Origin of the sequence: Xanthomonas sp. NCPPB 2922, assembly GCF_041520885.1 — a bacterium.
Lineage (GTDB): Bacteria > Pseudomonadota > Gammaproteobacteria > Xanthomonadales > Xanthomonadaceae > Xanthomonas > Xanthomonas campestris.
In genome coordinates, this window is record NZ_JBGOFY010000001.1 from 162,316 (window position 1) to 188,124 (window position 25,809).

Here is a 25,809-nt window from a genome sequence, read left to right on the forward strand (position 1 = left end):
GATGCGGTGCCGCAATACACCGTTACAGCTGCAACGAGAGCGGCCTGAATCCCTTGTGCCAGCAGGCTTGGCGGCCGATGGGAGCGCCAGGCCTGCTGCGTGCTCAGCCGCAGCGGACCGAGGTGATCATGTTCTTGGCGTCCACTTCCAGATTGAGCCGTTCGCCGTTGAACTCCATCGTGGTCATCTGGCCGGGTTTGAGCACACGCACTGCCTTGGCACCGGCGTCGTTGCGGGCTTGTTCGCTCACGGTTTCGGTCAAGGGCTGACCCACCAGCGATTGCACCTGGGTGGCATCGCAGGTGCCGATGGGCGGTGCGTCCGGTGCGGCAGCCGGTGCCGGGGCGGAGGCCTGTTCGGCGGCTTGCTGCGCCTTGGCGGAGACGGCTTCCTGCTCGTCCGGTTGCGGCTTGTTACAGGCGCTGAGTGCGGCCAGCACAACCAGCGTGCAGGCCAGGCGGGCGGTAGGCAGGACAAACCTCATCGATGACTCCAGCACAGGGGGATGGCCCAAGCATAAGCACAAACGCCGCCGCAGGCATTGCTTGCGCACGCTGCGTTGCCATGACGTTGACGCGGCCTAGTCCGGCCCGGCCCAACAATCGGCGCCAGCCTTCCGATGTGTGCGCAATGAAAGCCAACCGTGTTCTTCGCAATGCCGCCGTCGCTGCCAGCACCGCGGGCAAGCTGGCCACCGTCGCCACCACTGCGGTGGCCGCCACCGCCGCCGTCACCACCGCTGCCGCGGTGGCTCAGGCCAAGGCCACCGCGCGCGCGGCCGGCCTGGTCTATGTCAACGACCAGCAGCCGGGCATCAGCCGCCGCAAGGCTGGCAAGAGCTTCAGCTACCGGGACGCGGACGGGCAGCGGGTGACCGATGCCGACACCCTGCAGCGGATCCGCGCGTTGGCCATTCCGCCGGCGTATACCGAAGTGTGGATCTGCGCCAAGCCCAACGGCCATCTGCAGGCCACTGGCCGCGATGCGCGCCGGCGCAAGCAATACCGCTACCACGCCGATTGGGCGCAGGTGCGGGGCGAAGGCAAGTTCGAGCGCGTGATCGCCTTCGGCGAAGCACTGCCGAAGTTGCGCCGCCGGCTGCGCCGCGATCTGCTGCTGCCGGGCTTCCCGCGTGAAAAGGTACTGGCCATCGTGGTGGCGTTGCTGGCTGACACGCTGGTGCGTGTGGGCAATGCCGAATACGCGCGCAGCAATCGCTCCTACGGGCTGACCACGCTGCGCAACCGGCACATGGAATTTCTGAAAGGCGGCCGCGCGCGGCTCAAGTTCCGCGGCAAGAGTGGCCAGGAACATGAGATCGAAGTCGACGACAAGCACCTGGTCAAACTGATCCGCGAATGCCAGCAGCTGCCGGGGCAGTCGCTGTTTCAGTACAAGGATGATGACGGCCAGCTGCAGCCGGTGGATTCGGGCGAGGTCAACGACTATCTGCGCGAGGCGATGGGCGAGGACTTCACCGCAAAGGATTTCCGCACCTGGGGCGGCACGCTGGCGGCGTTGCAGCGCCTGGCGCGGCTGCCCTTGCCCGAGCGCAGCAGCGAGCGGGCGCTCAAGCAGGTGCAGAACGATGTCATCCGCGAGGTGGCCGATGCACTGGGCAACACGCCGTCGGTCTGCCGCAAGGCCTACATCGACCCCTGCGTGTTCGAAGGCTGGCGCGCTGGCGAGTTGCAGACCCTGGCCACCGGTGTACGCGGCGAACGGCAGTGGGAAGCGGCCACGCTGCGGTTCTTGAGCGCCTCGCGCGCCAAGGTGCGCAAGGTGGTGAAAGCGGCGAAGTCCTCGGCCACATCGGTCAAGCCAGCCAAGCGCGCGAGCAAGCGTGCCATCAAGCGGCCGACCACCGCGAAGGCTGGCGTACGCAAGGCGGCGTGATGCGGCGCGTGTCCTGGCGTGGTGCCGAGGCGATGGCGGTGTGCGTTGCTTCGGGTGCCTTGTGCGTTTGTCGCGCGACCTGTTGTGCGCGCGGTGCGCGACCCGCTTGCGCGAATCAGCAGGCGTACGAACGGCGCTGCAGGCGGTAGGTGGTGGCCGGCGGCAGGTTGCGATACGTGCGCCCGATCTTGACCGCCTCCAGATCGAGCTGGTCGAGAATGCAGTCGGGCACCGAGCACTTCAATCCGTAGGTAAACAGATACATCCGGCCATCATCCTTGAGATGCAGGAAGGCACCGCGCACGATCGCCGCCACCTGGTGCATGGGCATGGTCAGCAAGCCCAGGCCACAGATCACCGCATCCATGCGCCCGCCGTCGATGCGCGGCAGTGCTTCCAGGCCGGTCACATCCATCTGCAGCAGGTTGGCACGGGGAAACCGCTGTTTGAGCAATGCGGAAAACGCCGCGTTGTACTCCAGCAGCACCAGGTTGTTTTCCTGCACGCCCCTGTCGAGCATCGCTTCGGTGAACACACCGGTGCCGGGGCCGAGTTCGAGCACACGCTCGGTGGTATGCGAGAGCTCGGAGGTGATGACCGCGGCCAGCGCGCGCCCGGAGGGAAGGATCGCCGCAACCGATGCGGGCGCAGTGATCCATTCGCGAAAAAATGAAGTCCTGTACGAACGCGCCATCAATCCTCACACCGGTTGCAGAGTCTGGCTCAGGCACCTGCCGCCTACCTTGTGGATGCAGTGTGCCAGCACGCCGCGCAAGGCATCCACGCAAGGATGAGTCCGCCGGCAGTCTGTCGCGGGCGGTGGGATGTTTTCAACCGTTTGTGGCTGGGCGGGTGTTTGCGGTGGTGCGTGCGTTCAGTGCGCGCGCGATGTCTTTGTGGAGTAGCAACGTCGCGAAATGCATCCGCGCATTGGTCACGGCGCTGCACTGTGCGCGGTTGCTGACAGGGCTTCAGAGCGAGCGGCAACGGGCACTGCGGGGCGATGCGAACGCTCGGTCATGCAAGGATGTGCAGTGTGGATGGCAGCAGAAGACAGCTGCTGCCAACTAGACGACAGCTCAGCCGGCGACGTCGCACGGTCGCATGTGCATGTGCGTAGGCATTGTGTGGCTTTGCATACCGTCGCGATGCGTTAGTGACCGGCAACGATCGGGACCATCGGAAAGGGTCGGGTGGCTGCCGGAGACACCGGGAAGAGCCAAGCGGCTGCCACAACGGCTCGCAGCCAGACCTTGCTCATGTTGGGCGACACGCCGTCTTGCGCGCATGCGGATGCCACCGCTCGCCGATGCCGCCGCCCAGCCTTGCTGGCGCTGCGCCAATTTTCGTCTGTCGGATCGTGTGGCACAGCGTTGCTGTGCGCGACGGTCGTTTGGAGAGCACTTCAACGTATCGGCATCAGGCGAACTGCAGGGCCGCAACCTGCTCGCATCGGCGTGGCTTCAAGGCAATTCGGACCGATGCGCCATGCGTATGGTCCGCGCGTTGTGCCGCATGGCTTTATCCAATGCCATCGGCGCCCAGCAGACGTATGCGAATGCGCCGCGCTGGCGAGACGCCAGGCGGCGACGGCGCGCCAAAGCGCGCGGCACTACTCAGCCGCAATAGATGGCGGTGATGTTGTCGTTCGGGCCGGTCTCGATGGTGAGGTGATCGCCACCAGTTTCGCTTGCGCCTTGGGCCGGGTCGGCCAGGCCACTGGCGGTGGTGCCGCCGGTGCTGCGCTCGCCGCGGCGCACGCTGACCTGCAGGCTGTCGCTGTCCACGCGGGCGCGTTCTACAGTCTGCGCCGCGGCGGCCAGACCAACGGCACCGCGCACCTTATCGGTATGGCACTGGCCGGAGATCACGCCATCAATCGGCTGCACCTGCGCAACCTGGTTGGTGCTGCACGCCGACAGCAGCAGGACGGCGGCAAGCGGGGCGAGGGTGCGGACCATGGCGATCTCCAGCGGGAAGAATGGCCGCAAGCGTGAAGGCCGCGCTGTGGGGATCGGATGAAGACGCGGGTGCTTGCGACGCGTGTGGCGAAGCGTTGAGCGGATGTCGCGCGCTGGTTGGGGCATCGGGTTCGCATGTGCTGCTGTCACAGCCAGTTGGAGGAGCGTGCCGCGATCAGTAGTCAGCGGTCAGCACGATCAAGCCTCCTTTGCAACGCGGACGGACGCATATACGTTGCCGCTGTCCGCTCCAGTTGGTGCGAGGCGGCCATCAGCTATCAGCAGCCAGCGTCACGAAGGCCCTACCGTACTGCAACAGATGCCTACGCTATGTGCCGCGCAGCAGGCAGTGACGCAACGCGCGCTGCGATCTAGGCGGCTCAGAGCCAAGCCGGCTGGCCACTGCCAGCAACCAGTCGATTACTTCGAACAGTGGACGACTCCACTCCAAATCTTCCGTCTAGTCGATCAATGTGGCGGCGCCTAGTCTTTCCCCACCGGAGCAGACCGCTCCACCGACACCCCAAGGGGAACCGACATGAACGCACAACTGGCCTCCTTCCACGCCGATACTCCGTCGCAGGGCGCGCCGCCCGTGCCGTCCACCGCCCGGCCGCGCCCGGTGGTGTTCCGTACCAGTGGCACCCGCCGCGGCCCGATCACCCGGCTCATGAGCCCGGGCGACCTGGGCCAGCTGGTCAAGCCGTTCGTGTTCCTGGACCTGTTCACCGTCAAGCCGACCGTTGGCGGGGCGCCGATGGGCATGCATCCGCATTCGGGTATCGCCACGCTGACTTACCTGATGGAGGGCGAGGTGGGCTACGAAGACAGCACCGGCAAGCACGGCACCCTGCCCAGCGGCGGAGTGGAGTGGATGCGCGCCGGCAACGGTGTCTGGCACGACGGCATGCCGGTGGGCGGCGCGTCGGCGGTGGGTTTCCAGCTCTGGGTGGCGCTGCCGGCCGCCGAGGAGAACGCCCCGGCGCAAAGCCTGTATCTGTCGCCCGAGCAGGTGCCCAGCGTGGGCCCTGCGCGGGTGTTGCTGGGGCGCTATGGCCAGGCGCAGAGCCTGATCCCGGCACCGGCCGACATGCCTACCTCCGCGTGCAGCTGGCCGACGGCGAGCGTTGGCGCTACGTGCCGCCGGCCAGCCACGACGTGGCCTGGATCGCGGTGCACGGTGGGCAGCTGGAGGCGGCCGAAACCATCGCCAGCGGGCACATTGCGGTGTTCAAGGACGGCGAGCAGGCGATCGAGGTGACTGCGGTTGGCCCGACCACCTTCGTGCTCGGCTCGGCGGTCAAGCATCCGCATGATCTGGTGATGGGCCATTACTCGGTGCACACCAACGCGGCCAGCCTGGCCCAGGGCGAAGCGGAGATCCGCCGCATCGGCGCGCAGCTGCGCAGCCAGGGGCGCCTGGGTTGAGCAACGCGATCGGCGGCATGCGTGCCGCCGATCACTGCGCTGCACCCAGGACGGAGCAGCGCAACGCGCTGATGCCATTGCCCGCAGGAATTGCGCCACGCCACGCATCTCAGCCGTGCGCTGCAGTGCAGATGCGTCTTCGCACGATGTAGCCACGGCCTGACGCGCTGCAGCTTGCGCTGTTCTCCGCTTTCAACAGGGCGCTGTGACCACCACGCGTGTGCACAGCGCTCCATGACTCACCGCCAGACCACCGCAGCAACGCCTTCGTGCGTTGCCGCACCCCGCGCATCACTTTCCATCACTTCCATCAGAGACATCACCATGAAACTGCTCCATCTCGATTCCAGCATCCTGGGCGACTATTCCGCCAGCCGCCAACTCACCGCCAGCATCGTGGCCAAGTTGCAGGCCGCCGATCCGGCGCTGCAGTACACCTACCGCGACCTGGCGGCCAACCCGATCGGCCACCTGTCCGGCGCACATCTGGCGGCCGCGCAAAACCCCACCGGCGACCAGACACCGGAGCTGGCCAACGACCTGGCACTGGGTGCGCAGGTGCTGCAGGAATTCCTGGATGCCGACACCGTGGTGATCGGCGTGGCGCTGTACAACTTCACCATCTCCACCCAGCTCAAGGCGTGGATCGACCGCGTGCTGGTGGCCGGCAAGACCTTCCGCTACACCGCCGAAGGCGCGCTCGAAGGGCTGGCCGGCAACAAGCGGGTGATCCTGGCGGTGGCGCGCGGTGGGCGGTATGGCGAAGGCTCGCCGACGGCGGCACTGGAGCATGCGGAAACCTACATGCGCGCCGCGCTGGGATTCGTTGGTCTGCATCAACCGGAAGTGGTGGTTGCCGAAGGCCTGGCCCTGGGCCCGGAGGCACGCGCCTCCGGCATGGCCGCTGCGCAGGCCCAGATCGACGCATTGCCGGTGTGATCCGGTGCGGGCGGTTGCATGCCGCTCGCAGCAACCGGTTGGCGCGGTGAGGTATCACTGCGCCGGCGTGATCTTCAGGCAGACACATCGAGCGATTGCATCGCTCGACGTGTGTTGTGGAAAGCGGTACAGACACCACTTGCGTACGCCTTGGCGCAGCGATCAACACGATTGCGCCGCGGGCGTGGCTGGCGATCGGAATCGGCAAGTAACCGTACACTCCGGTTCCCTGCGCGCGTCTGACGGTTGCTCGCTACGTTTTGTTAGCGCTCTTGGTCGCAAACGCGCGCAGGAAATCATCGATCACCCACTCAACCAATGCCCGCGCACCGCGCTACATCGCATTCAAGCGCGCGCTGACCGCCTCGATAAACGCCGTCACCGCGCGCGGCTGATGCCGCCGGCTGGGATACAGCGCATGCACGCCCTGGCCTTTGCGCTGGAAATCCGGCAACACCGTGACCAGGCGGCCTTCGGCCACATCCGGCCAGGTCAGTGCCTGCGGCAACAAGGCGATTCCCAGCCCGGCCACGGCCGCCAAGCGTAGCGCGCGCGCTGTATTTGCGGCAAAACGGGTGGGCACCTGCACTGTTTCGGCAAGCCCGGACGGACCTACCAGCGTCCAGCTGACGTGCCCGCTGGGATGCGGAATGCCCAGGCAATCGTGCTGCGGCAGCTCATCCAGGCGCAGCGGCCTGCCACGTGCCTGCAGATAGCCTGGGCTTGCCACCAGTACATCGCGGTTGTCGGCTAGGATCGGCCGCCCCACGTAACTGGAGTCGGCCAGGATGCCGGCGCGAAATGCCACGTCGATGCGCTCGGCAATCAGATCCGCACGCGCATCGCTGAGCAAGAATTCCAGGCGCACGCGCGGATGCGCGGCCAGGAAGTCGGCCACCCATTCGACCCGAAAGAAATCCAGGAAATCCGCCGGCGCTGCCACCCGCACCAGGCCAGCGACCTCCTCGCCACCGGCCATCAGCGATTGCCCGGCATCGGTCAGCCCGTCCACCGCATCGGCGCAACGTTCGTAAAACGCCTGCCCGGCATCGGTCAGGGTGAGCTTGCGGGTGGAGCGCTGCATCAGCCGCGTATCCAGCTGCGCTTCGAGCTGCTGCACGCGCCGGCTCACGCTATTGGGCGCGGTGCCCAGCCGGCGCGCGGCCTCGGCAAAACTGCCGCTACGCACGACCTGCACATACAGCGCAATGTCATTGAGGTCGATCACGGCAGGCACACCTTTGTCGGTCTGCGGTGAGTTTAAGCGCGCCGGGGATCAGGTGTTGTGCGTCGGACGGCAGGCGCTGATCAGGCCCGACGCGTCCCTGCATGGATGCGGTTGAACCGGTGTGCAGGCAAGCAAACAGCCAATTACGCGTAAGTGCCAACGTCGAGCACGGAGCGCGCAATGCCGAGTAGGAGCGCACTTGCGCGCGATGAAGCCTTCTCGGGAACGCCCCCTCGCGCGCAAGCGCGCTCCTACAAAAGCCACGGGCCATCATCCCTGACAGCCCGCATGACAACGGCTCAGTCGAGCGTCTCCAGCAGATCCACCTGCCGGCTGCTCAGCAGCGGCACGATGCGTTCGACCACCAGGCTGCGGTAGTGCGTGCTGCTGCGGTGCGCTTCGATGGCAGCGCTGTCGCGGTACCGCTCGATCAGCACGATGCACTCCGGCGCCTGCGGTGCATGCAGCACCTCGTAACCGAGACAACCTGGTTCCTGCAGCGAGTGCCGCTGCAGCTCTGGCAGCAGCGCCAGCAATGTGGCGCGCGCGCTGGCAGGCACGCTCCAGCGCGCCACCACCACGATGGGGCGGGCCGGCGCGCTCATGCCTGCACCTGCAGTGCGGCCACCAGTGCGTGCGCAAGCGGGCCGGCAGAGGCGGGGTTCTGGCCGGTGATCAGCTTGCCGTCCACCACTACATGCGGCTGCCAGTCTGCGCCGGCGGCGTACAGCGCGCCTTCCGCGCGCAAAGCGGATTCAAGGTCGAACGGCACATCGGCGCGCGCGTAGCCGTCCTCCTCGGCGGTGGAAAAACCGGTGACGCGGCGGCCCTGGACCAACGCGGTGCCATCGTCCAGCGTGATGCCCAGCAGCGCGGACGGGCCGTGGCAGACGGCGGCGACCAGCATGTCGGCTTCCCACGCCTGCTTGATCAACGCCTGCACATCGCAGTTCCCGCTGACGTCCACCATCGGGCCCAGCCCGCCAGGCACGAACACCGCGTCGTAATTGCGCACGTCCACTTCGGACAACTTGCGGCTATGCGCCATGCGGCCGAAGGCCTTGCTGTGGCGAAACGCCAGCTGCGCCGCATCAGACGCGTCGTAGCCATCCTCCGGTGCCGCGCCACCGGCAGGCGAGGCGAATTCGATCGCGATGCCAGCCTGCTCCAGCACCTCGACCGGGTGCGCCACTTCCGGGAAGAAGTAGCCGGTGGGGCGCTGATGGGGACCGATCTGGCCGGCGTTTGTCAGTACGAACAAGACATGCTTGATGTGCATTGCGCTCTCCTTGAGGGTGGTTGAGTCCGGCAGCAGCCGGTGGAGAGACGATAGAAGGCGTGCAGTGCTGGCAGTAGACAGCGAGCGGCTGACAGATTGTAAAATTCAATAAGACAAATGCACTTGAGGCTGCCATGGCTCTGCTGGACGAACTGCGCGCCATGGCGATCTTCGCCACGGTGGTCCGCTGTGGCAGTTTCGCCGCGGCCGCGCGCGAACTTGCGCTGACCCGCGCAGTGGTCAGCCATCACGTGGGCGCGTTGGAAGCGCGCCTGGGCGTGCCGTTGGCGTACCGCAGCACGCGCAGCTTCAGCCTGACCCCGGCGGGCGAGGCGTTTCGCGTGCATTGCGAGCGCTTGCTCGACGAAGCCTCGGACGGCTTGCGCGGCATGGAGCTGTTGCGCGCCGAACCGCAGGGCGAAGTGCGGCTCACCTGCTCGCACCATTTCGGCAACAAACGCATCCTGCCCGCGCTGCTGGCCTTTCGCCGCCGCTACCCGGCGATCCGCCTGCACATCGCGATGGGCGATGCCAACGTGGATCTGGTGCAGCAGGGCGTGGATCTGGCGGTGCGTGCCGGCCCGCTGCCGGATTCCACGCTGTACGCGCGGCCATTGGTGCGTGAAGCCACCTTGCTGTGCGCGTCACCGGCGTATGTAAAGCGCTACGGCATGCCCACCACGGCCGCTGCACTCAAGGAACACCGCTGGGTGATCTATCCACCCAGCCAGCGGCAGACGCAGATTCAGATCGACGGCGAACGCATCGACATCCCGGTGCAGGGCGACATCGTCACCGACAGTGCGGTGTCACGGCTGGCCTTCGTGCTTGCCGGCGAAGGCATCGCGCGCCTGCCCGGCTACGATGCCGCCGCCCCGCTGGCCGCAGGCGAACTGGTGCAGGTGCTGCCGCAGGCACAGACCGCACCGCTGGAGATCTACCTGGTGCATTCGAAAAAGATCGGCCCCAGCGCCCGATTGCTGCGCGACTTTCTGCTGGAGGTGGCGCGCGAGGGTGGCTGGTAGTGGCTAGCGGAAAAAACGCCGTGCGCCAAGGAGCCCGCTAGCGGGCGTGCATGTCCCACAGGTGCATGAGTTGCGTAATGGCCGCATCCATCGCCTTGAAGGTTTTGCCGTCCCTGGCGAGCGTGGATAGCCCGAGCATGAAGCTGTCGAACACGCACGTCAGCGCGGCCGCGTCGAGACCCGCTGCTAGGCTTCCATTGGCGATGGCGCGGTCCACGCACGCGCGGATGCCGGCGCGTGTGTGCGCACGCGAGCGCGTCAGCGGGGCAGAGAGCGCGGAGAACTCCGGCGACGGCGTGCTCATGACGCCAAGCGTCACCATGCAGCCCTTGGGATGGCCGCGTTCGCACTGCATCCTGGCCGAACGGCGCAGCGCAAGCTCCACGGCCTGCTTTGGCTCAAGCGAGGTGTCCCAAAATTGAACGGTGGCAGGGAACATCCGCCGACAGCGCGGTGGTGAAGCGCTGACCTGATGAATATTTGCACGCGGGCAACGCAGCAAGCCCGCAGTGGATGTAGCAAATAGTGCCTTCCAGTTAGAGAGCCTTTGCAAAACAGGCAGGCATCGAACCCGTGGTTTCTTTCGCGCGCGCACGCTGCAGGGCATCTTTGACTCGCGCGTGACTTGTACTCGCCCATCCAGCCGTATTGGCCGAGGCTAGCGGAACTTAAGACCGTAGCAGTCGTTTTGCACTGCCACTGAGCAGTCGTTGCGCCACTCACGCCCGCAGGCTCGCGCACAGCAACGCCGGTCGACCTTGCTGTCACCTCCTGCCCAAGCCCACCAACGGCACCCTGCCATCCGACCTATTGACTACAGGTGTGGTCAGGCCTAGCGTAGCGACAACTGTAGTCAGGGAGTCGGGCATGCGCGGCAAGACCATTGGGGACCAGGAGCTGGCCCTGCTGCAACACATCGAGGAACAGCGGCACGCCAGTGTCGGTGAGGTGGCTGCGGCGTTCGGCGAGCCGCGTGGGCTGGCGCGCTCGACCGTGCTGACCATGATGGAGCGGCTGCGCACCAAGGGGTTCCTGCGGCGCAAGCAGGTCGAAGGGATGTACCGCTACAGCGCCACCGCTGGCCAGGACGATGTGGTGCGCGGGGCGGTGGGGCAGTTCGTGGAAAAGACCTTGCAGGGCTCGGTGTCGCCGTTCGTGGCGTGGATGTCGCAGCGCGCCGAGGTCAGCGACAGCGAGCTGGCCGAGCTCGAAGCCCTGGTCGCCAAGCTGCAGTCGCAGCGCAAGGAGGATTGAGCATGTCGCCAATGATCGAAGCCTTGCTTTGGAGACTGGGTGCCACCAGCGTGCAGACCGCCGTGCTGGCGTTGGCGGTGTGGGCGCTGTGCCGCGGCGTGCGGCGGCTGCCGGCCACCACGCAGACCTGGCTGTGGTGGCTGGTGGGAGTGCAGGCGGTGATCGGCCTGCTGTGGAACGCGCCGCTGCAGTTGCCGGTGTTGCCCGCAGCCACGCCCACGCCTGCCTTGATTGCCGGCAATAGCCTGGCGCCGATGGTGATGGCCAATGCCAATGCCACTGCATCCGGCGCCAGCGCGGTCGCCAGTGCGGGCGCGGCAGACGTGCTGCAGGGTGCAAGCGGTCCGTCCTGGGCGCTGTGGCTGGCCGCATTGTGGGTTGCCGGCGTTGCAGTGATGGCGCTCGGCACAGTGCGCGCATACCGACGCAGCCGCGCCCTGGTACGCGCTGCCGCACCGTGCACCGATCGTGCCCTGGTCGCCGCACTGCGCATGGCAGCAGAAGCGCATGGCCTGTCGCAGCCGCCGGAAATACGTCTGTCGCAGCAGATCGCCTCGCCGCAGTTGATCGGTCCCTGGCGCCCGGTCTTGCTGCTGCCCGCCGCACGCCTGCCGCACATGGCCGACGACGATCTGGATATGGCGCTGACCCACGAACTGATCCATCTGCGTCGGCGCGATCTGTGGTGGGGCTTGTTGCCGTCGCTGGCCCAGCACCTGTTCTTCTTCCATCCGCTGGTGCATCTGGCCGCGCGCGAATACGCCACCGCCCGCGAGGCCGCCTGCGATGCCGCGGTGGTCGCAGGCCACCGTCATTGCCGCCACGACTATGGCCGGCTCTTGCTGCAACTGGGCGTGGCACCGCGCCCGCACGGCGGCGTGGCCAGCGCCTCGCCGTCCTTCCTCAGCCTCAAACGGAGATTGCTCATGTTGCAGAACCCAACCTCGTTCCCGCGGTTTGGCGCGGCCCTGATCCTGGGCGCGGTGGCCATCACCGGCGTGCTGCCGCTGCGCCTGGTGGCGATGCCCGCCGCGCCGGCTGTTGCTGCCGCATCAGCGGCCACACCGGCCAAACCCGCTGCCGGCGTGTCCAGCACAGCGGCACCGGCCACTGCCGCCGCTGCAGCCGCACCGGCAACTGCGGCAGCAACCGCCGCACCGGCAAACGCGGCCGCACCGGCTGCAGCGGCGTCATCTACCAGCCAGACCTTCACCACCACCTCCACGCACGGCCAGATCAACCTGTCGCATGACCCCGACCGCGATGCCTACGTGCTGCTGCAGGGCAACGACAGCGTCATGAATGGCTCGGTGGACGATCTCAAGCATGTGCGTCGTCTGGCCGGCAAGGATGGTCAGCTGATGTGGTTCCGCAAGGATGGCAAGCAATACGTCGTGCGCGATCCCGACACCTTCAAGCGCTTGAATGCGGTGTATGCGCCAGTCACCAAACTGGGCCAGGCGCAGGGCGCGCTGGGCGAGCGCCAGGGCGAGCTCGGCGAGCAGCAGGGTGAGTTGGGTGCGCAGATGGGTGAGCTGGGTGCACGTGCTGCCGACGCGGCCGCAAAGCACGTCAATGCATCCTTGCCCGACACCGACGCGCGCGCACAGCAGGCCGCCGAGCGTGCGGCGCGGGAAGCAGAACGCGCAGTACGTCAGGCCGAACAGGCCATGCAGCGCAGCGGCGTCCAACAGCGGATGCAGGCGCTGGCCAGGCAGCAGGCGGCGCTCGCCACCGAGCAGGCAGATCTGGCCAGCCAGCAGGCCGCTGCCAGCGTGCGCGCCGACAAGGAAGCCCAACGCATCATGCGCGAGGCGATCGCACAGGGGCTGGCCACACAGATCGAGGGCTGATCGTCGCAAGCCGTTGCTCGTCGGGACTGTGCAGCACGCGCAGACGGCGAGCAGCTGGCGCCATCTCGGCGGAGGCAGTGACTGGCGTCAAACTGGCTCGGCGCCGCACGCGCCGTGCAGGCATGCGCGGCGGGCGACAGACAGCGCTGGTGACTCGGTGACCCCGTTGCTCGCCGATACTGTGCAACAGGCGCAGACGGTGAGCAGACAATGACGTACCGGGTGGTGGTGTTGGGGGGCTTCGGGCATTTCGGCGCGCGCATCGTGCGGGCGCTGGCGGCGACGGCGCAACTGCAGGTGATCGCGGCCGGGCGGCATCCCGGCGATGTGGCGGCCAGGTGGCCGGATGTCGCGCCCGGTCGCATTGCATGCTGTCGCCTGGATATCGACGCAAGCGATTTTGCCGCGCAACTGGCGGCCACTGCCGCCGATGCGGTGGTGCACACCGCAGGCCCGTTCCAGGGCCAGGATTACGCCGTGGCGCACACCTGCCTGCAGGCCGGCATGCACTACATCGACCTGGCCGACGGCCGCGCGTTCGTCCGCGATTTCCCCGCGGCAGTTGATGCAGCGGCAAGGCAAGCGCAGCGTGTGGCCATCAGCGGCGCCAGCACCTTGCCCGCGCTGTCGAGCGCGGTCATCGATGCCTTGCTCCCGCGTTTTTCGGCGTTGCATGACATCCGCATCGTCATCGCACCCGCGCAAGGCACACCGCTTGGCCTGGCCACCGTGCGTGCGGTGTTGTCGTACTGCGGCACGCCGTTCGCATGGCTGCATGAGGGCCGCTGGCAAACGGTGGTGGGCTGGGCCAGACCCACGCGCGTGCAGTTCGCCCAGCTCGCGCCGCGGCTTGCGTCGCCCTGCGATGTGCCCGATCACGATCTGCTGCCACCGCGCTATCCAGGCGTGCAGAGCGTGCAGTTTCGCGCAGCGTTGGAGGTGCCGTTCCTGCAGCGCTGCCTGGCCGGTGTCGCCTGGCTGCGTCAGCACGGCGTGCCATTGCCGATGGCGCGCCTGGCCGAGGTGTTTGCACGTGCGGCACGCTGGTTTGATCGCTTCGGCACCGACCTCGGTGGCATGCGCGTGGAGCTGCGTGGCACAAGCCATCCCCGGATCGGCGATCCCAGGCCGCTGCGACTGCAGTGGGACCTCACCGCCGCGATGCTGCACGGCCCGGAGATTCCCTGCTTCGCCGCAATCCTGCTGGTGCGCAAGCTTGCCGCAGGGCAGGCGTTACCGATCGGCGCGCATGCCTGCATGGGCTTGTTGACGCTGGCCGAATTCGAGCAGGAGTTTGCAGCGTGGCAGATGGTGACCGAGGTGTCGGACGTGCGTGTCTGAGGACACGCTGTGCACGAGCGCTGCAGACGTACGAATCACCACACTGTGCGCAACACCTAACGCCAGTACGTCACAACCAACGTGCCAGGGAGTAGAGCCCCTCTCCCGAGGGGAGAGGGGCTTTACAGCGCTGCGCGTCCATACACACGGCCAATGATCAGCTTGCAGCGCCGCAGCAGGTGTCGTTACACGCACAACAGATGGCCATACGCACTCAACTTCACACCTCGCGGAGCGTACGAAACGCATACATGTCGTTGAACGTGCAGAAGTGGAAACGCGGCACAGTGATTGGGCCGGCGGCAGCCAGGCGCTTCAGCCACACGCCCACCGCAGCGTGGTAGTCCGCCTGTTCGTCGGCATCGAGCGTTTCGCACAGATAGGCCAGCGAGATGTGGAACCGGTAGTGGCTGTAGTCCGGGCGCTGCAGCAGCGTCAGCGCCATCAGGCCCTTGCGCGCCGTCTCCAGCCGCTGCGCGGTGGCCGCATCGGCAGGCAGCAACGGAATCAGCAGATTGTCGTTGCTGCCGGTCATGGCCGCGGTGGGGTCGACCACAAACCGGCACGCCCCCAGCGGCGTGGTGTTGCGCTGCTGCAACCGCGACAGGAAGCTGGCGTTGATGTCGGCCAGCGCCGCATCGCGCGCCAGATCGCTCGGCCACGGCCCGTGCGCGCGGTCGGTTTCATTGACCCCGCCCAGCAAGGTCACGTGATAGCTGCTGGGCGGCAGCACGGCGAGCTTGTTGGCAAAGCCGTGCTCGGGCAGCTCGCGGTAGATGTCCAGCACCCGGTCGAAGCTGGCGTAGCCATCGCCCTGCTGCTCGAGATGGCCGACAAACGTGTTGCCGGCAAACGGCATCGGCCGCCTGGAGCGCAGGAACTTGCGGCCCACATCCGCAGGCGGCGCTGCACCGGCAAGCGAGGGTAGTGCGGTTGCCAGCAACGAGGCGCCGGCGGCGCCGGTGAGCAGGCGACGGCGGCTGAAGGTGGTATCCAGACATGACGACATGCTTAGCTCCTCAAAGTTTGACGTTGACGCCGACCATCACGGTGGGGGCCATCTTCCAGGCCGATTGCACATACTCCTGATCGCGGCCGATGCGGTATTGGTAGCCCTGGCCAGCCAGGTTGAGCACGTCCAGGCTCAGCGACACTGCCGGGGACACGTCCCAGCCCAGTTTCAGATCGATGCGGTCCAGCGGTTGCTGGTAACGGTTGCGATAGAACTCCTGCAGGCTGCTGTAATTGGGAAAGCGGTCATCCCACAGCTCGCCGGTGCGGCTCCAGGCCAGCGTGGCGCGCAGCGGCCCACGGGCGTAATTCAGGGTCAGATTCCACAACTGTTTGGGCTGCTGCGGCAGCACGTCCAGGGTGGTGCGGGTGCCATCGCCGAGCACCACCGGGTAGTCCACGTCCAGGAACGTGACATTGGCGGTCACCGACAAGCCGGCCAGCGCAGGCAGCCACGGCCCCAGCTCCTTGATGGCCCCCAGCTCGGCGCCGCGCAGGCGCACCGGCCGGTCCACATTGCGCGGCTGGGTGACCAGCACCTGCTCACCGTCGATGCTGTCCATCTGGCCGTAACGGAAGATTTCATCGTCGATGGTCTTGTGGAACAGCGCGACCGACAGCAGGCTGCCGCCGTCGTCAAAGCTCCAGTCATGGCCAAGGTCCAGGTTCTGCGAGCGGCGCGGCTGCAGGTCCGGGTTGCCCTGGTTGAGCGTGGGCGGTGTGCTGCCCAGCGTGAGCACGCCGCCGTTCAAGGCCATCTGGTCCAGGCGCGGGCGCCCGATCGAGCGCGAGACGCCAACGCGCAGCGTGCCGTTGGCGCTGGTCTGCAGTTGCCCGCTGAGCGATGGCAACCAGTTGCGGTAGGTGCGCACCGCGTTGACCGGTGTCCAGGTGGTTCCGCTCAGCTGCTGGCCGGCGCTGGCAAAGCGTGTCTGTTCCAGACGGATGCCGCCAGCCAGCAGCCAGCGCTCGCCGCGCCATTGCGCCTGGGCAAAGCCGGCGCGCACCTGTTCGTCGACCCCATAGCTGCCGCTGTTCTGCGCGGTGGTGTCCACCACCCCGCGCGCCTGGCCAGCCAGGGCATCCCAGCGTGCGTCGGCCAATGCCGGGTCGATGGTCATCATCTCGCTGTTGCAGCCCAGGGCGCAGGTCGGGCGGCCCAGCACGTCGGCCAATGGGTCGGGCAGGCCGTTCCAGGTGGTGCGCTGCACAGTGGTGCGCATATGCGTGCGGACCTGCCGCGCGCCCACGGCCAGCCCCAGCCCGCGGCTGTCCTCGTCCATGTTGCGCCGCAGCTCCAGCTGCAGGTCGCCGACCCGTTCGGCGTAGCCGGTGCGCTCCTGCTGGTGATAGGCGTTGGGGTAGCGCGCCGGGTCGTCGGCCAGGGCCGGGTCCAGGGGCGTGAAAGCGGGCAGCGTGCCGCTCCAGTCGAACCCGTACGCCAGGCGATTTTGCTGGAAGCGGTCCCAGGTCTGCGGGTTGTCCACTGTGGCGCGCGAGGTGCTCGCGCGCAGCGCGGCGCGCCACTGCGCCGGCAACTCGGCCAGCAGCTCGCCATTGATGCCCGTCAGCGCGCGCTTCCATCGCAACTGCCCCAGTTCGACGTATTGATTGAGGTTGTCGAGCGTGCCGCTCTGCGCGCCAGTGCGGGTCAGGCGTGCGCTGTTCTGCACCTGGGCGTTCTGGGTATTGCGGTCCGAGGCCTCACGCTGGCGGAAGCTGTAGCCGGACACATGGCCGCTGAGCGGACCTTCCGGCTGCCAGTCCACGCGTGCGGTCAGGCCGCGCCGTTCGCGGGTGTTGGCGTAGTTGTACCAGCGCCGTTCGCTGGGCACCGCAGCGCCGGTGCCGCCGTAGGGCACCGGGTCGCGCGTGCCGTCGGCGGCGTACCAGTTCAAGCCGCCGCCGTTTTCCTGCTGCGGCACCGAGATCTCGCGCCGCCATTGGCTGGCAGCGCCCAGGAAGGCGAACTGCCCGTCGCGACCGAAGCGCTTGCCCCATTTCAGATCGCCTTCGCCAACCGGTGAGCGGCCGCCGTAGCGGCTGCCCATCAGGTTGGCGCCGCCCTTGGCCGAGAAGGTAAGCAGGCCGTCCGGGCGGCCGAAGCCGGTGGCGGTGACCAGGTTGGTGACGCCGCCGATCGCGCCGCCATCGTTTTCCGGCAGGAACGACTTCACCACATCGATGCGGTCGACAAAGTTGGCCGGCAGCACATCCATCATCGCCTGGCGGCTGCCGATGTCGTTGCTGGCAAAGGCAAAGCCGTCGATCAGCATGCTGTTGTAGTTGCCGTTGAGGCCGCGCACCGTCACGTAGCGCGGCTCGCCCTGGTACTCCACGGTGCTGACGCCGGTGACCCGGCGCAGCGCATCGCCCACATTGAAGTCCGCCAGCTGCCCGATGCTGTCGGCGGCGACTGAGTCCACGACGGTGGGCGCGGCCTGTTTGGTGGCGATGGCGCGGGTGTTCTGCGACTGGAACGAGGTGCGCACCTGCACCGCATCCAGGGTCTGCGGCGAGGCATCGGCGGGCGCCTCGGCGGCCTGCGCCGGCGCGTGCATCCAGCCCGAAACGGCCATGCCCAGCGCAAGCGACAATGTGCGACGCTGCGCGATGCAGGCAGGGCCGGGCAGATACCGGAAGCCAGAGGGAGAGCGATGAAACAGACGCATGGCACGATCCGCACTGTCGGGCAGCCCCAACGTGGTGGCCGCAAGCCGATTAAATTAATCTGCTTAATTTAAGCTTATGTGACACCACCGGTTCTTTTGCCTTCCATGTCTTCCTTCTTCGCCCACGCGGCCATTCGTTCGCATTACCGCCGTCGTAGCGACGGCCAGGCCGCCGGTTCCAGCGAGCGCGCGCTGCTGGATCTGATCCGTAGTGCCGGCCAGCTGGCGCGTGCGGATCTGCCGCGTGCCAGCGGGCTCAGCGTCCCCGGCACCAAGGGCATCATCGACCCGCTGGTCGCACATGGCCTGCTCCAGCTCGGCCCGTCGTTGCGGCGGGGGCGCGGTCAACCCAGCGTCGAGCTGAGTCTGGTGCCCGACTATGCATTCAGCGTGGGGGTCTCGTTGATGGTCGATGGCATCGCGGTGGTGCTGATCGACTTCGCCGGGCAGGTGCGCGGCATGCGCCAGCTCACGGCGTTCCCGCTGACGCTGGACCTGGTCGCGGCGCAGTTGCCGCACCTGGTGGAGCAGTTGCTGCAGGCGGCCGGTGTCGACCGGCAGCGGCTGTTCGGGGTGGGCGTCAGCATGACCGGCCCGCGCATCGGCGATGGCACGCGGGTCAATCCGCCGCTCACGCTGGCCGCCGAATGGATGCAGGTCGAGCTGGACCGCTTCATCGCCGAACGCCTGCAGTTGCCGGTCTGGATGGACAACGACGCCCATTGCGCCGCCCTGGCCGAAGCCTTGTACGGGGTCGGCCGCCAATCGCCGGATCTGGTCTATCTGACCATCGCCGACGGGTTTGCCGCAGGCGTGATCGCCGCCGGCAGCGTGCACCGCGGCGCGCACGGCAACGTGGGCGAACTGGGGCGCATCTCGGCCATCACCGGCAGCGCGCGGCCCACGCTGGAAAGCCTGCGCCAGGCGCTGGTCGCCGATGGCCATGCGCTGCCGGACCTGCACACCATGCTGCAGCACTACGATCCGGCATGGCCGCAGATCAAGGCCTGGCTGGATGCGGTGCAACCCACCGTGACCCTGGCGGTGGCGGCGATCATCGCGTTGATCGACCCGCGCGTCATCGTCTTCGGCGCGCGCCTGCCGGCAGATCTTGCGCAGCGGCTGATCGCCCGGGTCGCCTTCGAGCCGGCGCCACGGCGGGGCGTCGCATCGCCGTATCCGGCATTGCTGGTCGGGCAGGTGCAGGCACACGCCACGGTGCTGGGCGCGGCCATGCTGCCGTTCAAGGAAACGCTGTTCTAGCGCAGGCGATGGACCAGCCGGCGTAGCGCGCCGGCATTGCGGCGGGGCATCGTTTCGCATCGCGGCGGCATAGTTCGCCTCGGTTGCGCATTGTCATCTGCCAAGCGGTTTACTGGCCGCCCGCAGTGCTCTTGAGGTCCTCATGCGTATTGCTCCCTTGCAACCCGCCGCCACGCCCACCACCGCGCTGGCCACACCGGCGCACACCAGCGCGATCACCCCGATGGAGGTGCCGCACCCGCCAGGCGGCAACCCGCCATTGCGCGCACGCCCGCGTCGCCAGGCCGCCGTGCTACCGCCGCTGGTGCCATTGGACGACAGCGCGATGACCGGCAAGCAGGCATTGGTGGCGCTGGACGGCGAGTTCTCCGAGCAGCGCCTGGCCGAAGTGCAGGCACACCAGATCACCTTGCAGGCCGCGCAAAGCGCGCTGGCCAAGCAGCTGCCACAGGCCACTCCCGCACCCAAGCCCGACAGCATCGCGGCACGCTTTGCCGCCGGAACGCTGCAGCCGGTGTATCTGGACACCGCCACGTTCGACGAGATGACCGCCAGCTTGCCCGAGCACTCGCGTGCAGCGGCCGGCCCGGTGCTGGTCGATGCGCAGCAGGGCCGCATCGTCTTCGATCTGGGCCACGCGTTTGCGCCTGGCGATACCTTCAGCGATGCCGCGCGCACGGCATTGCGCAAGGCGCTGGATCTGCGCGCCCATGGGTTGGAAACACCGGGCTGGCTAAAGCCCGCCGCGTCCACGCCCGCGCAGCCGCGGCGCAAGTTGCAGCAGGCCGCGCGCTACCACGGCCACGAGGTGCCGGCACGCGACGGCGGCGCAGCGTTCTTCAAGCCCAACGACCACCATCTGGTGGCCGGCAAGGACGCGCTGCTGCGCAAGCACCGCAAGGAGCTCGTCCACGATGCGTATTTCCAGGCGCCCAGCACGCGCGCGCTGGGCAAGGACGTGATGGTCCACCGGGGCCTGTTCGACAACCACGCCGGCATCCCGGAGAACTCGCTGGCCGCCATCGATCGCGCTTACGAACACGGCTATCGCAACCTAGAACTGGATGTCGAAGTCAGCGCCGACGGCGTACCGGTGCTGATGCACGACTTCAGCATCGGCCGCATGACCGACGACCCGCAGAACAGATTGGTCTCGCAAGTACCGTTCGCGCAATTGCGCGAGATGCCGCTGGTGATCCGCAACCCGGTCGACGGCAACTTCATCAAGACCGATCAGAGCATTGCCGCCGTGGAGCAGGCGCTGGAGCACGCGTTGCAGAAGCCGGAGGCGATGTCGGTGGCGCTGGATTGCAAGGAAGACACCGGCGAGGCGGTGGCGATGCTGCTGATGCGTCGGCCGGACCTGCGCCAGGGCGCCGCGATCAAGCTGTATGCCAAGTACTACACAGGCGGCTTCGATCAGTTTCTGTCCAATCTGTACAAGCACTACCAGATCAATCCGCTGCACTCGCAGGACGCGCCCCGCCGTGCCGCGCTCGATCGCCTGCTGGCCAAGATCAACGTGGTGCCGGTCTTCAGCCAGGGCATGCTCGCCGACGCGCAGTTGCGCGATTTTTTCCGGGGCAAGGACGATGGCCCGGAGGGGCTGGCCGACACGGCGGTGCAATGGCTGGAAAGCTGGAACCGGATGCGCCCGGTCATCGTGGAGGCGGTGGCCACCGACCAGCAAAGCGCTGCGGGCAAGGCCATGGAGCTGACACGCACGCGCCTGCGCCAGCCGGACTCGTCCTACGCTCAGGCGGCATTCTCGTCCGGCTACCGCTATGAGGATTTCTCGCTGCCGCGCGCCAACCACGACAAGGACTATTACGTCTGGCGCAACTTTGGCGAGATGCAGAAGCTCAGCGGCGAAGCCTTCGGCATCCAGCGCACCACCGCCGGCGCCTTTCGCGACGCCGGTGAAAGCCTGCTGACCGACCAGCCCGAAGAAGAACTGCTCGCGCTGCTGGAAAACCGCACGCTGGCGCGTGGCCACACCGGCATGGAACTGGACCTGCCGCCAGAGACCCCCATCGACAGCGCACGCGATGCGGCGATCGTGGAGCAGCGCACCAGCGAATTCCGCGCCGCGTCCAGGCCCGCCGACCCGGCGCATGTTGCGGCCGTGCGCGAAGGCCGGCTGCTGGATCGCTCGGCAGACCATCCGCACGATGCTGCCGCCAGGCAGGCGGTGGATGCACGCGCCGACGCGCTGGGGCGGCTGACCGATCAGTACCGTGGCGCACCGGTCACCCATTACCTCAACGAGCAGGCCAGACAGATCGAGCCGGGCGAGTGATGCCGGCGCACTGATGCTGCGCCGGCGCGCGTGGCCCGGCGGCTTGACCGCTCAGGGGATCGCCAATGGGGGGGGGCCTTGCAATGTTGCCGGTGGACATCGCCTTTGCCGGCAAACTGCACTGGCGCGCGCACCCAGGACGCCCGCATTGCGCCTGCTCCGGCGCTACGGCGTCTCCAGCATCGGAATCACTTCACGGTCCTGCGCGTCCACCGCCACCAGGCGCTGCATCAGCAGCGACAAGGTCACCACGTCCTGGTGATTGTGCTCGGCCACGCGGCGCAGGTTGCGCGCGCTGCCGCCGCGCAGGTAGCTCAACCAGGCGGCCGGGGCTTCGGAGCCGGGCAGGTCGTCTTCGCGCACCACGCGCAGCAGCTGCCGTTCGATGGTGGACAGCTTGCAGTTCTCCCAGGTGCCGCGATAGCGGCGCCGGGTGGGGAACAGCAGGTCCACATGATCCAGCGCAGAGATCGGGTCGCCGCGGCGCGCCAGCCGGTAGCGCGTCTTCAACAGCGGCGCGTCGTAGCAGCGGCCGTTGTAGCTGGACAGCACCGTCTGCGGCGACAGCCAGCTGCGGAACAGGTCCAGCATCGCGCTTTCGGCCGCCATCGTGGACATCATCAACTGGCGTACGCGCAGCCCGCTGCCCTGCGTAACGTCGGTGTACCAATCGGCCACGCCGATCATGAAGGCGCGCGTGCCGGTGCCACCGGCCAGGCCGGTGGTTTCGGTGTCGAAGAACAATAGATCCATCGGGTCCACCGCGTCCTCGCGCTTGGCGAACGCCAGCGACAGCGCCTGGCGCGGGATCGCCTGCGGCAGGAACGCTTCGATCAGGTGCAGGCCGGGCGCGATCTCGTTGCCGGGCAGATGCCGATCGGTGGACGCCGCGCGTACCGGCGCGTGCGTCGAGACCGCGCGCTCGCGCAGGCCGATCATCTTGCGCAGGCCGGCGATATCGGTGCGTCGCTGCGGTGGCGGGTTGGATATGGATGCAGCCGGTGTCGCGCGCATCGCCGGCACGCGCGCTGCCGCATCGGCCGCCGCACCTGCCGGCTTGTGGCGCACATCGTGGTCCACCCAGGCAAACGCCGAGCTATCGCGCGCAGGCGCTGCAGCAACCGGTGCCTGCAGGGCCCGGCGCGTCATGGCCGGTGCGCTGGGCTGGGCACGCCGTGCACCGGCAGCCTCTGCGCTGCCGGGCTGCGCGCTTCGCACCGCCGCATCGCGCGGCAAAGCGCGTGACCCAGACGCAGCAGCACCCGGCGCAGGCTGGCGTTGCGCACGCGTCGGCATCACCGCATCGTCCTTGCGCGCCGTGGGTGTCAGCCCGCCGACCTGGCGGCGCAGCAGGCGCAAACGTTCTGCGCTCACCCCAGGATCGCTGCCAGGCACCGGCGCTGCCGGCGCACGCATTGGCTGCGCCGCCGCAGGCATGTCACCTGCGGCACGCGTGTGCGCATTGCCTGCCACTGCATCACCCGAGGTACGCGCCACCCCTGCCGCGCGCAGCGGGTATGCATCGGCCTGCACGTCGACTGCAGCGGAAACATCCGCACCATCCGCTGCAGCGCCATCTGCAGCCGCCGTCGGCGCCGGCACATCGGCGTGCCCGGCCTGACGCCGCAACAAGCGCAACCGGTCCGCACTCACGCTCATGCAAGCACGTCCAGCGCCAGGTCGTCGTCCACCTGGGTGGCATGCCGCAACGGCGCATCCGCATCGAACAGCAGCGCCAGCACCGTCAAGGCCAATGACTTGGGCGACTCGCCCTTGCCTTCCTCATGCGCGGCCAGCACCGGGCCCACGCAGGCTGGGCAGCCGGCGCTGCAGTCGCAACGCCGCACCAACTCGTCGGCGCGCTGCAGCAGCTCGGCCTGGCGCAGCCACAGCGGCTCGCTCAGGCCCACCCCGCCAGGGAAGTTGTCGTACAGATACACCGTGGGCACGAAGGCCTGCTGCAACTCCACCGTGCCTTCCTCGCCTTCTTCCACACCGCGCAGTTGCCCGCGGCCGGTCTGGTCGGCCACCGCAAACCACGCGCCGTCGCCATTGCCTACGGCCTTTTGCAGGTCGCGTGCGTCGGCCATCACCGCCACCGTGGCCACCACGTGCAACGCATACGCCGCGCCGAGAAACCCATCCAGCGCATCCTGCTTGGACGCGAATGCCTTGCCCAAGGTGGCCTGCGGCAGCTGCCACCACACCGCGGTGGTGTGCAGTTCCTGGTCGGGCAGGTTCACCGGGCCGTAGCCGATGTTTTCATGCGTGTAGTAACGGATCTTCTTGTAGCCGGACACACGCCGCACCACATGCACTTCGCCATGGTGGGAATCGCCGCGCCCGGCCACGCCGCCGTCGAAGCGGTCCAGCACCTTCAGCTTGGTGTAGTCGATGCTGTCGGTGTAGTAGTCCACATGCGTGCGCGTGACATAGGCCTTGCGGCCTTCCCAGTCCAGCCGCTCCACCTGGTACGGCGTGCTCTGCACCATGTGGATGGCGCCTTCGTACAAGGTCAGCGCCGCGGCCGAATAATCCACCTCGGCGATGATCTGCTGCTTGCCGTCGCTCTTGTCCACCACCACGAAGTTGCCGTCGGCCACCGAGCGCAGGCTCACCGCATTGGCCGGGTAGCTGTCGGCGATCCACTCCCAGCGGTCGCCTTCCTGGTGGATCACTTCGCTCTCGGCCAGCGCTTCCAGGAACACCAGCGGGTCGATCGGCCCGAACGGCTCGCTGGCAATGAACGGCAGTTCGAACGCCGCGCAGCGGATGTGGTCGAACAGGATCAGCGGCTGGTCCGGCGCAATGCGCGCATGCTCGGGCGAGGCATCGGCAAAGAAATCCGGATGCCGCACCACGTACTGGTCCAGCGGCTGCGAACTGGCCACCAGCACGCCCAGCGCCGGTTGCTGGCGGCGCCCGGCGCGGCCGAAGCGCTGCCAGGTCGCCGCCACGCTGCCGGGGTAGCCGTTGAGGATCACCACATCCAACGCGCCGATATCCACACCCAGCTCCAATGCCGAAGTGGACACGATGCCGTCGATATTGCCGGCGCGCATCGCGCGCTCCACCTCGCGCCGCTCGGTGGGCAGGTAGCCGCCGCGGTACGCACGGATGCGTGGCGGCTTGCGCGGGTCGTGGTCGAAGATGTCCTTGAGATACTTGGTCAGCACTTCCACCATCAGCCGCGTCTGCGCGAACACCAGCGTCTTCAGCCCGCTCTTGATGGCGATGCGCGCGATGCGGTTGCTCTGCGAGCGTGCCGAGGCGCGCAGGCCCAGGTCGGCATTGACTACCGGCGGGTTCCACAGCAGCACGTGCTTGTCACCGGTGGGCGCGCCGGATTCGGTGATGGCATGCACCTGTTCTTCGATCAAGGCCTGCGCGTGCGCATGCGGGTTGCCGATGGTGGCCGAGCACAGGATGAACTGCGGGTTGGCGCCATAGAACGCGCAGATGCGCTTGAGCCGGCGCAGCACGTTGGTGACATGGCTGCCGAACACGCCGCGGTAGGTGTGAATCTCGTCGATCACCACATAGCGCAGGTTCTCGAAGAACTGCGCCCACTTGGTGTGATGCGGCAGGATCGCCTGGTGCAGCATGTCCGGGTTGCTCACCACGATGTCGCCATGCAGGCGGATCGCCTGGCGCGCATCGCCGGGCGTATCGCCGTCGAAGGTGAAGGCCTTCACCCCCAGCTCGCCGGCGCGGTTCAACTCCAGCAGCTCAGCCACCTGGTCCTGCGCCAGCGCCTTGGTCGGGAACAGGTACAGCGCCTTGGCCCCGGAGCGCATCGCCGCGCTCACCACCGGCAGCGTGTAGCACAGTGATTTGCCCGACGCGGTGGGCGTCACGATCGCCACATGGTCGCCGCGTTGCGTGGCCGCCCAGGCATCGGCCTGGTGGCTGTAGAGCTGGCTGATGCCACGCGCGCGCAAGGCGTCGGCCAGCGCGGCCGGCACATCGGCGGGAATCGGCGCATAACGGCCGTCGCGCCCGGGCAGGGTAAAGCTGCCGGTGATGCGGTCGTGGTAGCGCCGCTCCAGGCGCTCGGTGAGCAATGCGCCGTCGCGGCTGGGCCGGCCATCGGTGGTGGCCAGGGCGCGTTCGGCGGTTTCGGTGCGGGGAGCGAGGGCAAACGGAGGCATACGGCGGCTCCCAAAGAGGGGCATGAGACAGGGGAGGTGTCTCAGGGTATGAGACCGCGGCCAAACCGGCGAGCCTGTGTCACTGAGCGGATTCAGCAAGCGCCTGCCTATGCGGCCGCAGATGTCATCGGCAGCGCCGCGTTGGCACCGAATCACGCAGGCACTGGCGGCGTTGCAGCAGCGTTCCGTGGTGTGCAGCGTGCGTGGTT

The 25,809-nt window shown here is 67.5% G+C and carries 21 protein-coding genes; 10 read left to right on the forward strand and 11 right to left on the reverse strand.

Annotation, left to right across the window (positions count from 1 at the left end; translation table 11 throughout):
* Positions 1-103: 103 nt before the first annotated feature.
* On the reverse strand, positions 104-484 hold the full coding sequence (locus ACD584_RS00660; RefSeq protein ID WP_012436878.1) for an I78 family peptidase inhibitor: 381 nt from the start codon (positions 482-484) through the stop codon (positions 104-106).
* An 80-nt stretch (positions 485-564) separates the two neighbouring features.
* Here ACD584_RS00660 and ACD584_RS00665 point away from each other — a divergent pair, with 80 nt between their 5' ends.
* Entirely contained in the window at positions 565-1,896 is a 1,332-nt protein-coding gene (locus ACD584_RS00665; protein ID WP_372357272.1) for a DNA topoisomerase IB, read from the forward strand.
* 115 nt (positions 1,897-2,011) lie between these two features.
* Here ACD584_RS00665 and ACD584_RS00670 read toward each other — a convergent pair whose 3' ends face one another.
* Together ACD584_RS00670 and ACD584_RS00675 are read right to left on the reverse strand one after the other, a co-directional pair.
* Positions 2,012-2,590 (reverse strand): class I SAM-dependent methyltransferase, encoded by a 579-nt coding sequence (locus tag ACD584_RS00670; RefSeq protein WP_076037563.1) that lies wholly within the window; start codon positions 2,588-2,590, stop codon positions 2,012-2,014.
* 922 nt (positions 2,591-3,512) lie between these two features.
* Positions 3,513-3,857, reverse strand: a complete 345-nt coding sequence (locus ACD584_RS00675; protein WP_012436881.1) for a hypothetical protein — start codon at positions 3,855-3,857, stop codon at positions 3,513-3,515.
* A 538-nt stretch (positions 3,858-4,395) separates the two neighbouring features.
* On the opposite strand from ACD584_RS00675, the gene ACD584_RS00680 reads away from it, so the two are divergent.
* From ACD584_RS00680 to ACD584_RS00690, 3 genes are all read left to right on the forward strand, one after another.
* The gene (locus tag ACD584_RS00680) at positions 4,396-5,118 is read left to right on the forward strand and encodes a pirin family protein (protein WP_228437956.1); all 723 of its coding nucleotides are present in this window, start codon (positions 4,396-4,398) and stop codon (positions 5,116-5,118) included.
* A complete protein-coding gene (locus ACD584_RS00685; protein WP_228437955.1) occupies positions 5,115-5,285 on the forward strand; it encodes a hypothetical protein in 171 nt (56 codons plus the stop codon). The genes ACD584_RS00680 and ACD584_RS00685 overlap by 4 nt, the downstream gene beginning before the upstream one ends.
* Positions 5,286-5,609: 324 nt before the next feature.
* Positions 5,610-6,224 carry an FMN-dependent NADH-azoreductase gene (locus tag ACD584_RS00690; RefSeq protein WP_076037561.1) on the forward strand — a complete coding sequence of 205 codons (615 nt, stop codon included), beginning with the start codon at positions 5,610-5,612 and terminating at the stop codon, positions 6,222-6,224.
* 334 nt (positions 6,225-6,558) lie between these two features.
* Here ACD584_RS00690 and ACD584_RS00695 read toward each other — a convergent pair whose 3' ends face one another.
* From ACD584_RS00695 to ACD584_RS00705, 3 genes are all read right to left on the reverse strand, one after another.
* Complete coding sequence (locus ACD584_RS00695; RefSeq protein ID WP_175611764.1) at positions 6,559-7,452, reverse strand: LysR family transcriptional regulator; 894 nt, start codon at positions 7,450-7,452, stop codon at positions 6,559-6,561.
* 299 nt (positions 7,453-7,751) lie between these two features.
* Entirely contained in the window at positions 7,752-8,057 is a 306-nt protein-coding gene (locus ACD584_RS00700) for an antibiotic biosynthesis monooxygenase family protein (RefSeq protein ID WP_076037559.1), read from the reverse strand.
* Positions 8,054-8,731 carry a type 1 glutamine amidotransferase domain-containing protein gene (locus ACD584_RS00705; protein ID WP_040940275.1) on the reverse strand — a complete coding sequence of 226 codons (678 nt, stop codon included), beginning with the start codon at positions 8,729-8,731 and terminating at the stop codon, positions 8,054-8,056. The genes ACD584_RS00700 and ACD584_RS00705 overlap by 4 nt, the downstream gene beginning before the upstream one ends.
* Before the next feature lie 134 nt (positions 8,732-8,865).
* Between ACD584_RS00705 and ACD584_RS00710 the strand changes: the two genes are divergently transcribed.
* On the forward strand, positions 8,866-9,756 hold the full coding sequence (locus ACD584_RS00710) for a LysR family transcriptional regulator (protein ID WP_011035301.1): 891 nt from the start codon (positions 8,866-8,868) through the stop codon (positions 9,754-9,756).
* 37 nt (positions 9,757-9,793) lie between these two features.
* Here the strand turns inward: ACD584_RS00710 and ACD584_RS00715 are convergent, their stop codons facing one another.
* Positions 9,794-10,195 (reverse strand): transcriptional regulator, encoded by a 402-nt coding sequence (locus ACD584_RS00715; RefSeq protein WP_228437954.1) that lies wholly within the window; start codon positions 10,193-10,195, stop codon positions 9,794-9,796.
* Positions 10,196-10,623: 428 nt separating this feature from the next.
* Between ACD584_RS00715 and ACD584_RS00720 the strand changes: the two genes are divergently transcribed.
* The 3 genes from ACD584_RS00720 to ACD584_RS00730 all read left to right on the forward strand — a co-directional run bounded on the left by ACD584_RS00720 (position 10,624) and on the right by ACD584_RS00730 (position 14,204).
* Positions 10,624-11,010: a BlaI/MecI/CopY family transcriptional regulator gene (locus ACD584_RS00720; protein WP_076037557.1), complete on the forward strand. Its 387-nt coding sequence runs from the start codon at positions 10,624-10,626 to the stop codon at positions 11,008-11,010.
* A gap of 2 nt (positions 11,011-11,012) precedes the next feature.
* Complete coding sequence (locus tag ACD584_RS00725; protein ID WP_076037556.1) at positions 11,013-12,863, forward strand: M56 family metallopeptidase; 1,851 nt, start codon at positions 11,013-11,015, stop codon at positions 12,861-12,863.
* Positions 12,864-13,073: 210 nt separating this feature from the next.
* Positions 13,074-14,204: a saccharopine dehydrogenase NADP-binding domain-containing protein gene (locus tag ACD584_RS00730; RefSeq protein ID WP_047129831.1), complete on the forward strand. Its 1,131-nt coding sequence runs from the start codon at positions 13,074-13,076 to the stop codon at positions 14,202-14,204.
* A gap of 220 nt (positions 14,205-14,424) precedes the next feature.
* Here the strand turns inward: ACD584_RS00730 and ACD584_RS00735 are convergent, their stop codons facing one another.
* Together ACD584_RS00735 and ACD584_RS00740 are read right to left on the reverse strand one after the other, a co-directional pair.
* Positions 14,425-15,213 carry a DUF1868 domain-containing protein gene (locus tag ACD584_RS00735; protein WP_011035307.1) on the reverse strand — a complete coding sequence of 263 codons (789 nt, stop codon included), beginning with the start codon at positions 15,211-15,213 and terminating at the stop codon, positions 14,425-14,427.
* Positions 15,214-15,223: 10 nt separating this feature from the next.
* Positions 15,224-17,887 carry a TonB-dependent receptor gene (locus ACD584_RS00740; protein WP_372357273.1) on the reverse strand — a complete coding sequence of 888 codons (2,664 nt, stop codon included), beginning with the start codon at positions 17,885-17,887 and terminating at the stop codon, positions 15,224-15,226.
* A gap of 105 nt (positions 17,888-17,992) precedes the next feature.
* Here ACD584_RS00740 and ACD584_RS00745 point away from each other — a divergent pair, with 105 nt between their 5' ends.
* A complete protein-coding gene (locus tag ACD584_RS00745) occupies positions 17,993-19,150 on the forward strand; it encodes an ROK family protein (RefSeq protein WP_070689175.1) in 1,158 nt (385 codons plus the stop codon).
* A 142-nt stretch (positions 19,151-19,292) separates the two neighbouring features.
* A complete protein-coding gene (gene avrBs2 / locus ACD584_RS00750) occupies positions 19,293-21,449 on the forward strand; it encodes a type III secretion system effector avirulence protein AvrBs2 (RefSeq protein ID WP_076037555.1) in 2,157 nt (718 codons plus the stop codon).
* Between the two features lie 165 nt (positions 21,450-21,614).
* Here avrBs2 and ACD584_RS00755 read toward each other — a convergent pair whose 3' ends face one another.
* Both ACD584_RS00755 and ACD584_RS00760 read right to left on the reverse strand, forming a co-directional pair.
* Entirely contained in the window at positions 21,615-23,108 is a 1,494-nt protein-coding gene (locus ACD584_RS00755) for a ribonuclease H-like domain-containing protein (protein ID WP_076037554.1), read from the reverse strand.
* Entirely contained in the window at positions 23,105-25,600 is a 2,496-nt protein-coding gene (locus ACD584_RS00760; protein ID WP_175611763.1) for a DEAD/DEAH box helicase, read from the reverse strand. Before ACD584_RS00760 ends, ACD584_RS00755 begins: the two co-directional genes overlap by 4 nt.
* Positions 25,601-25,809: the final 209 nt, after the last annotated feature.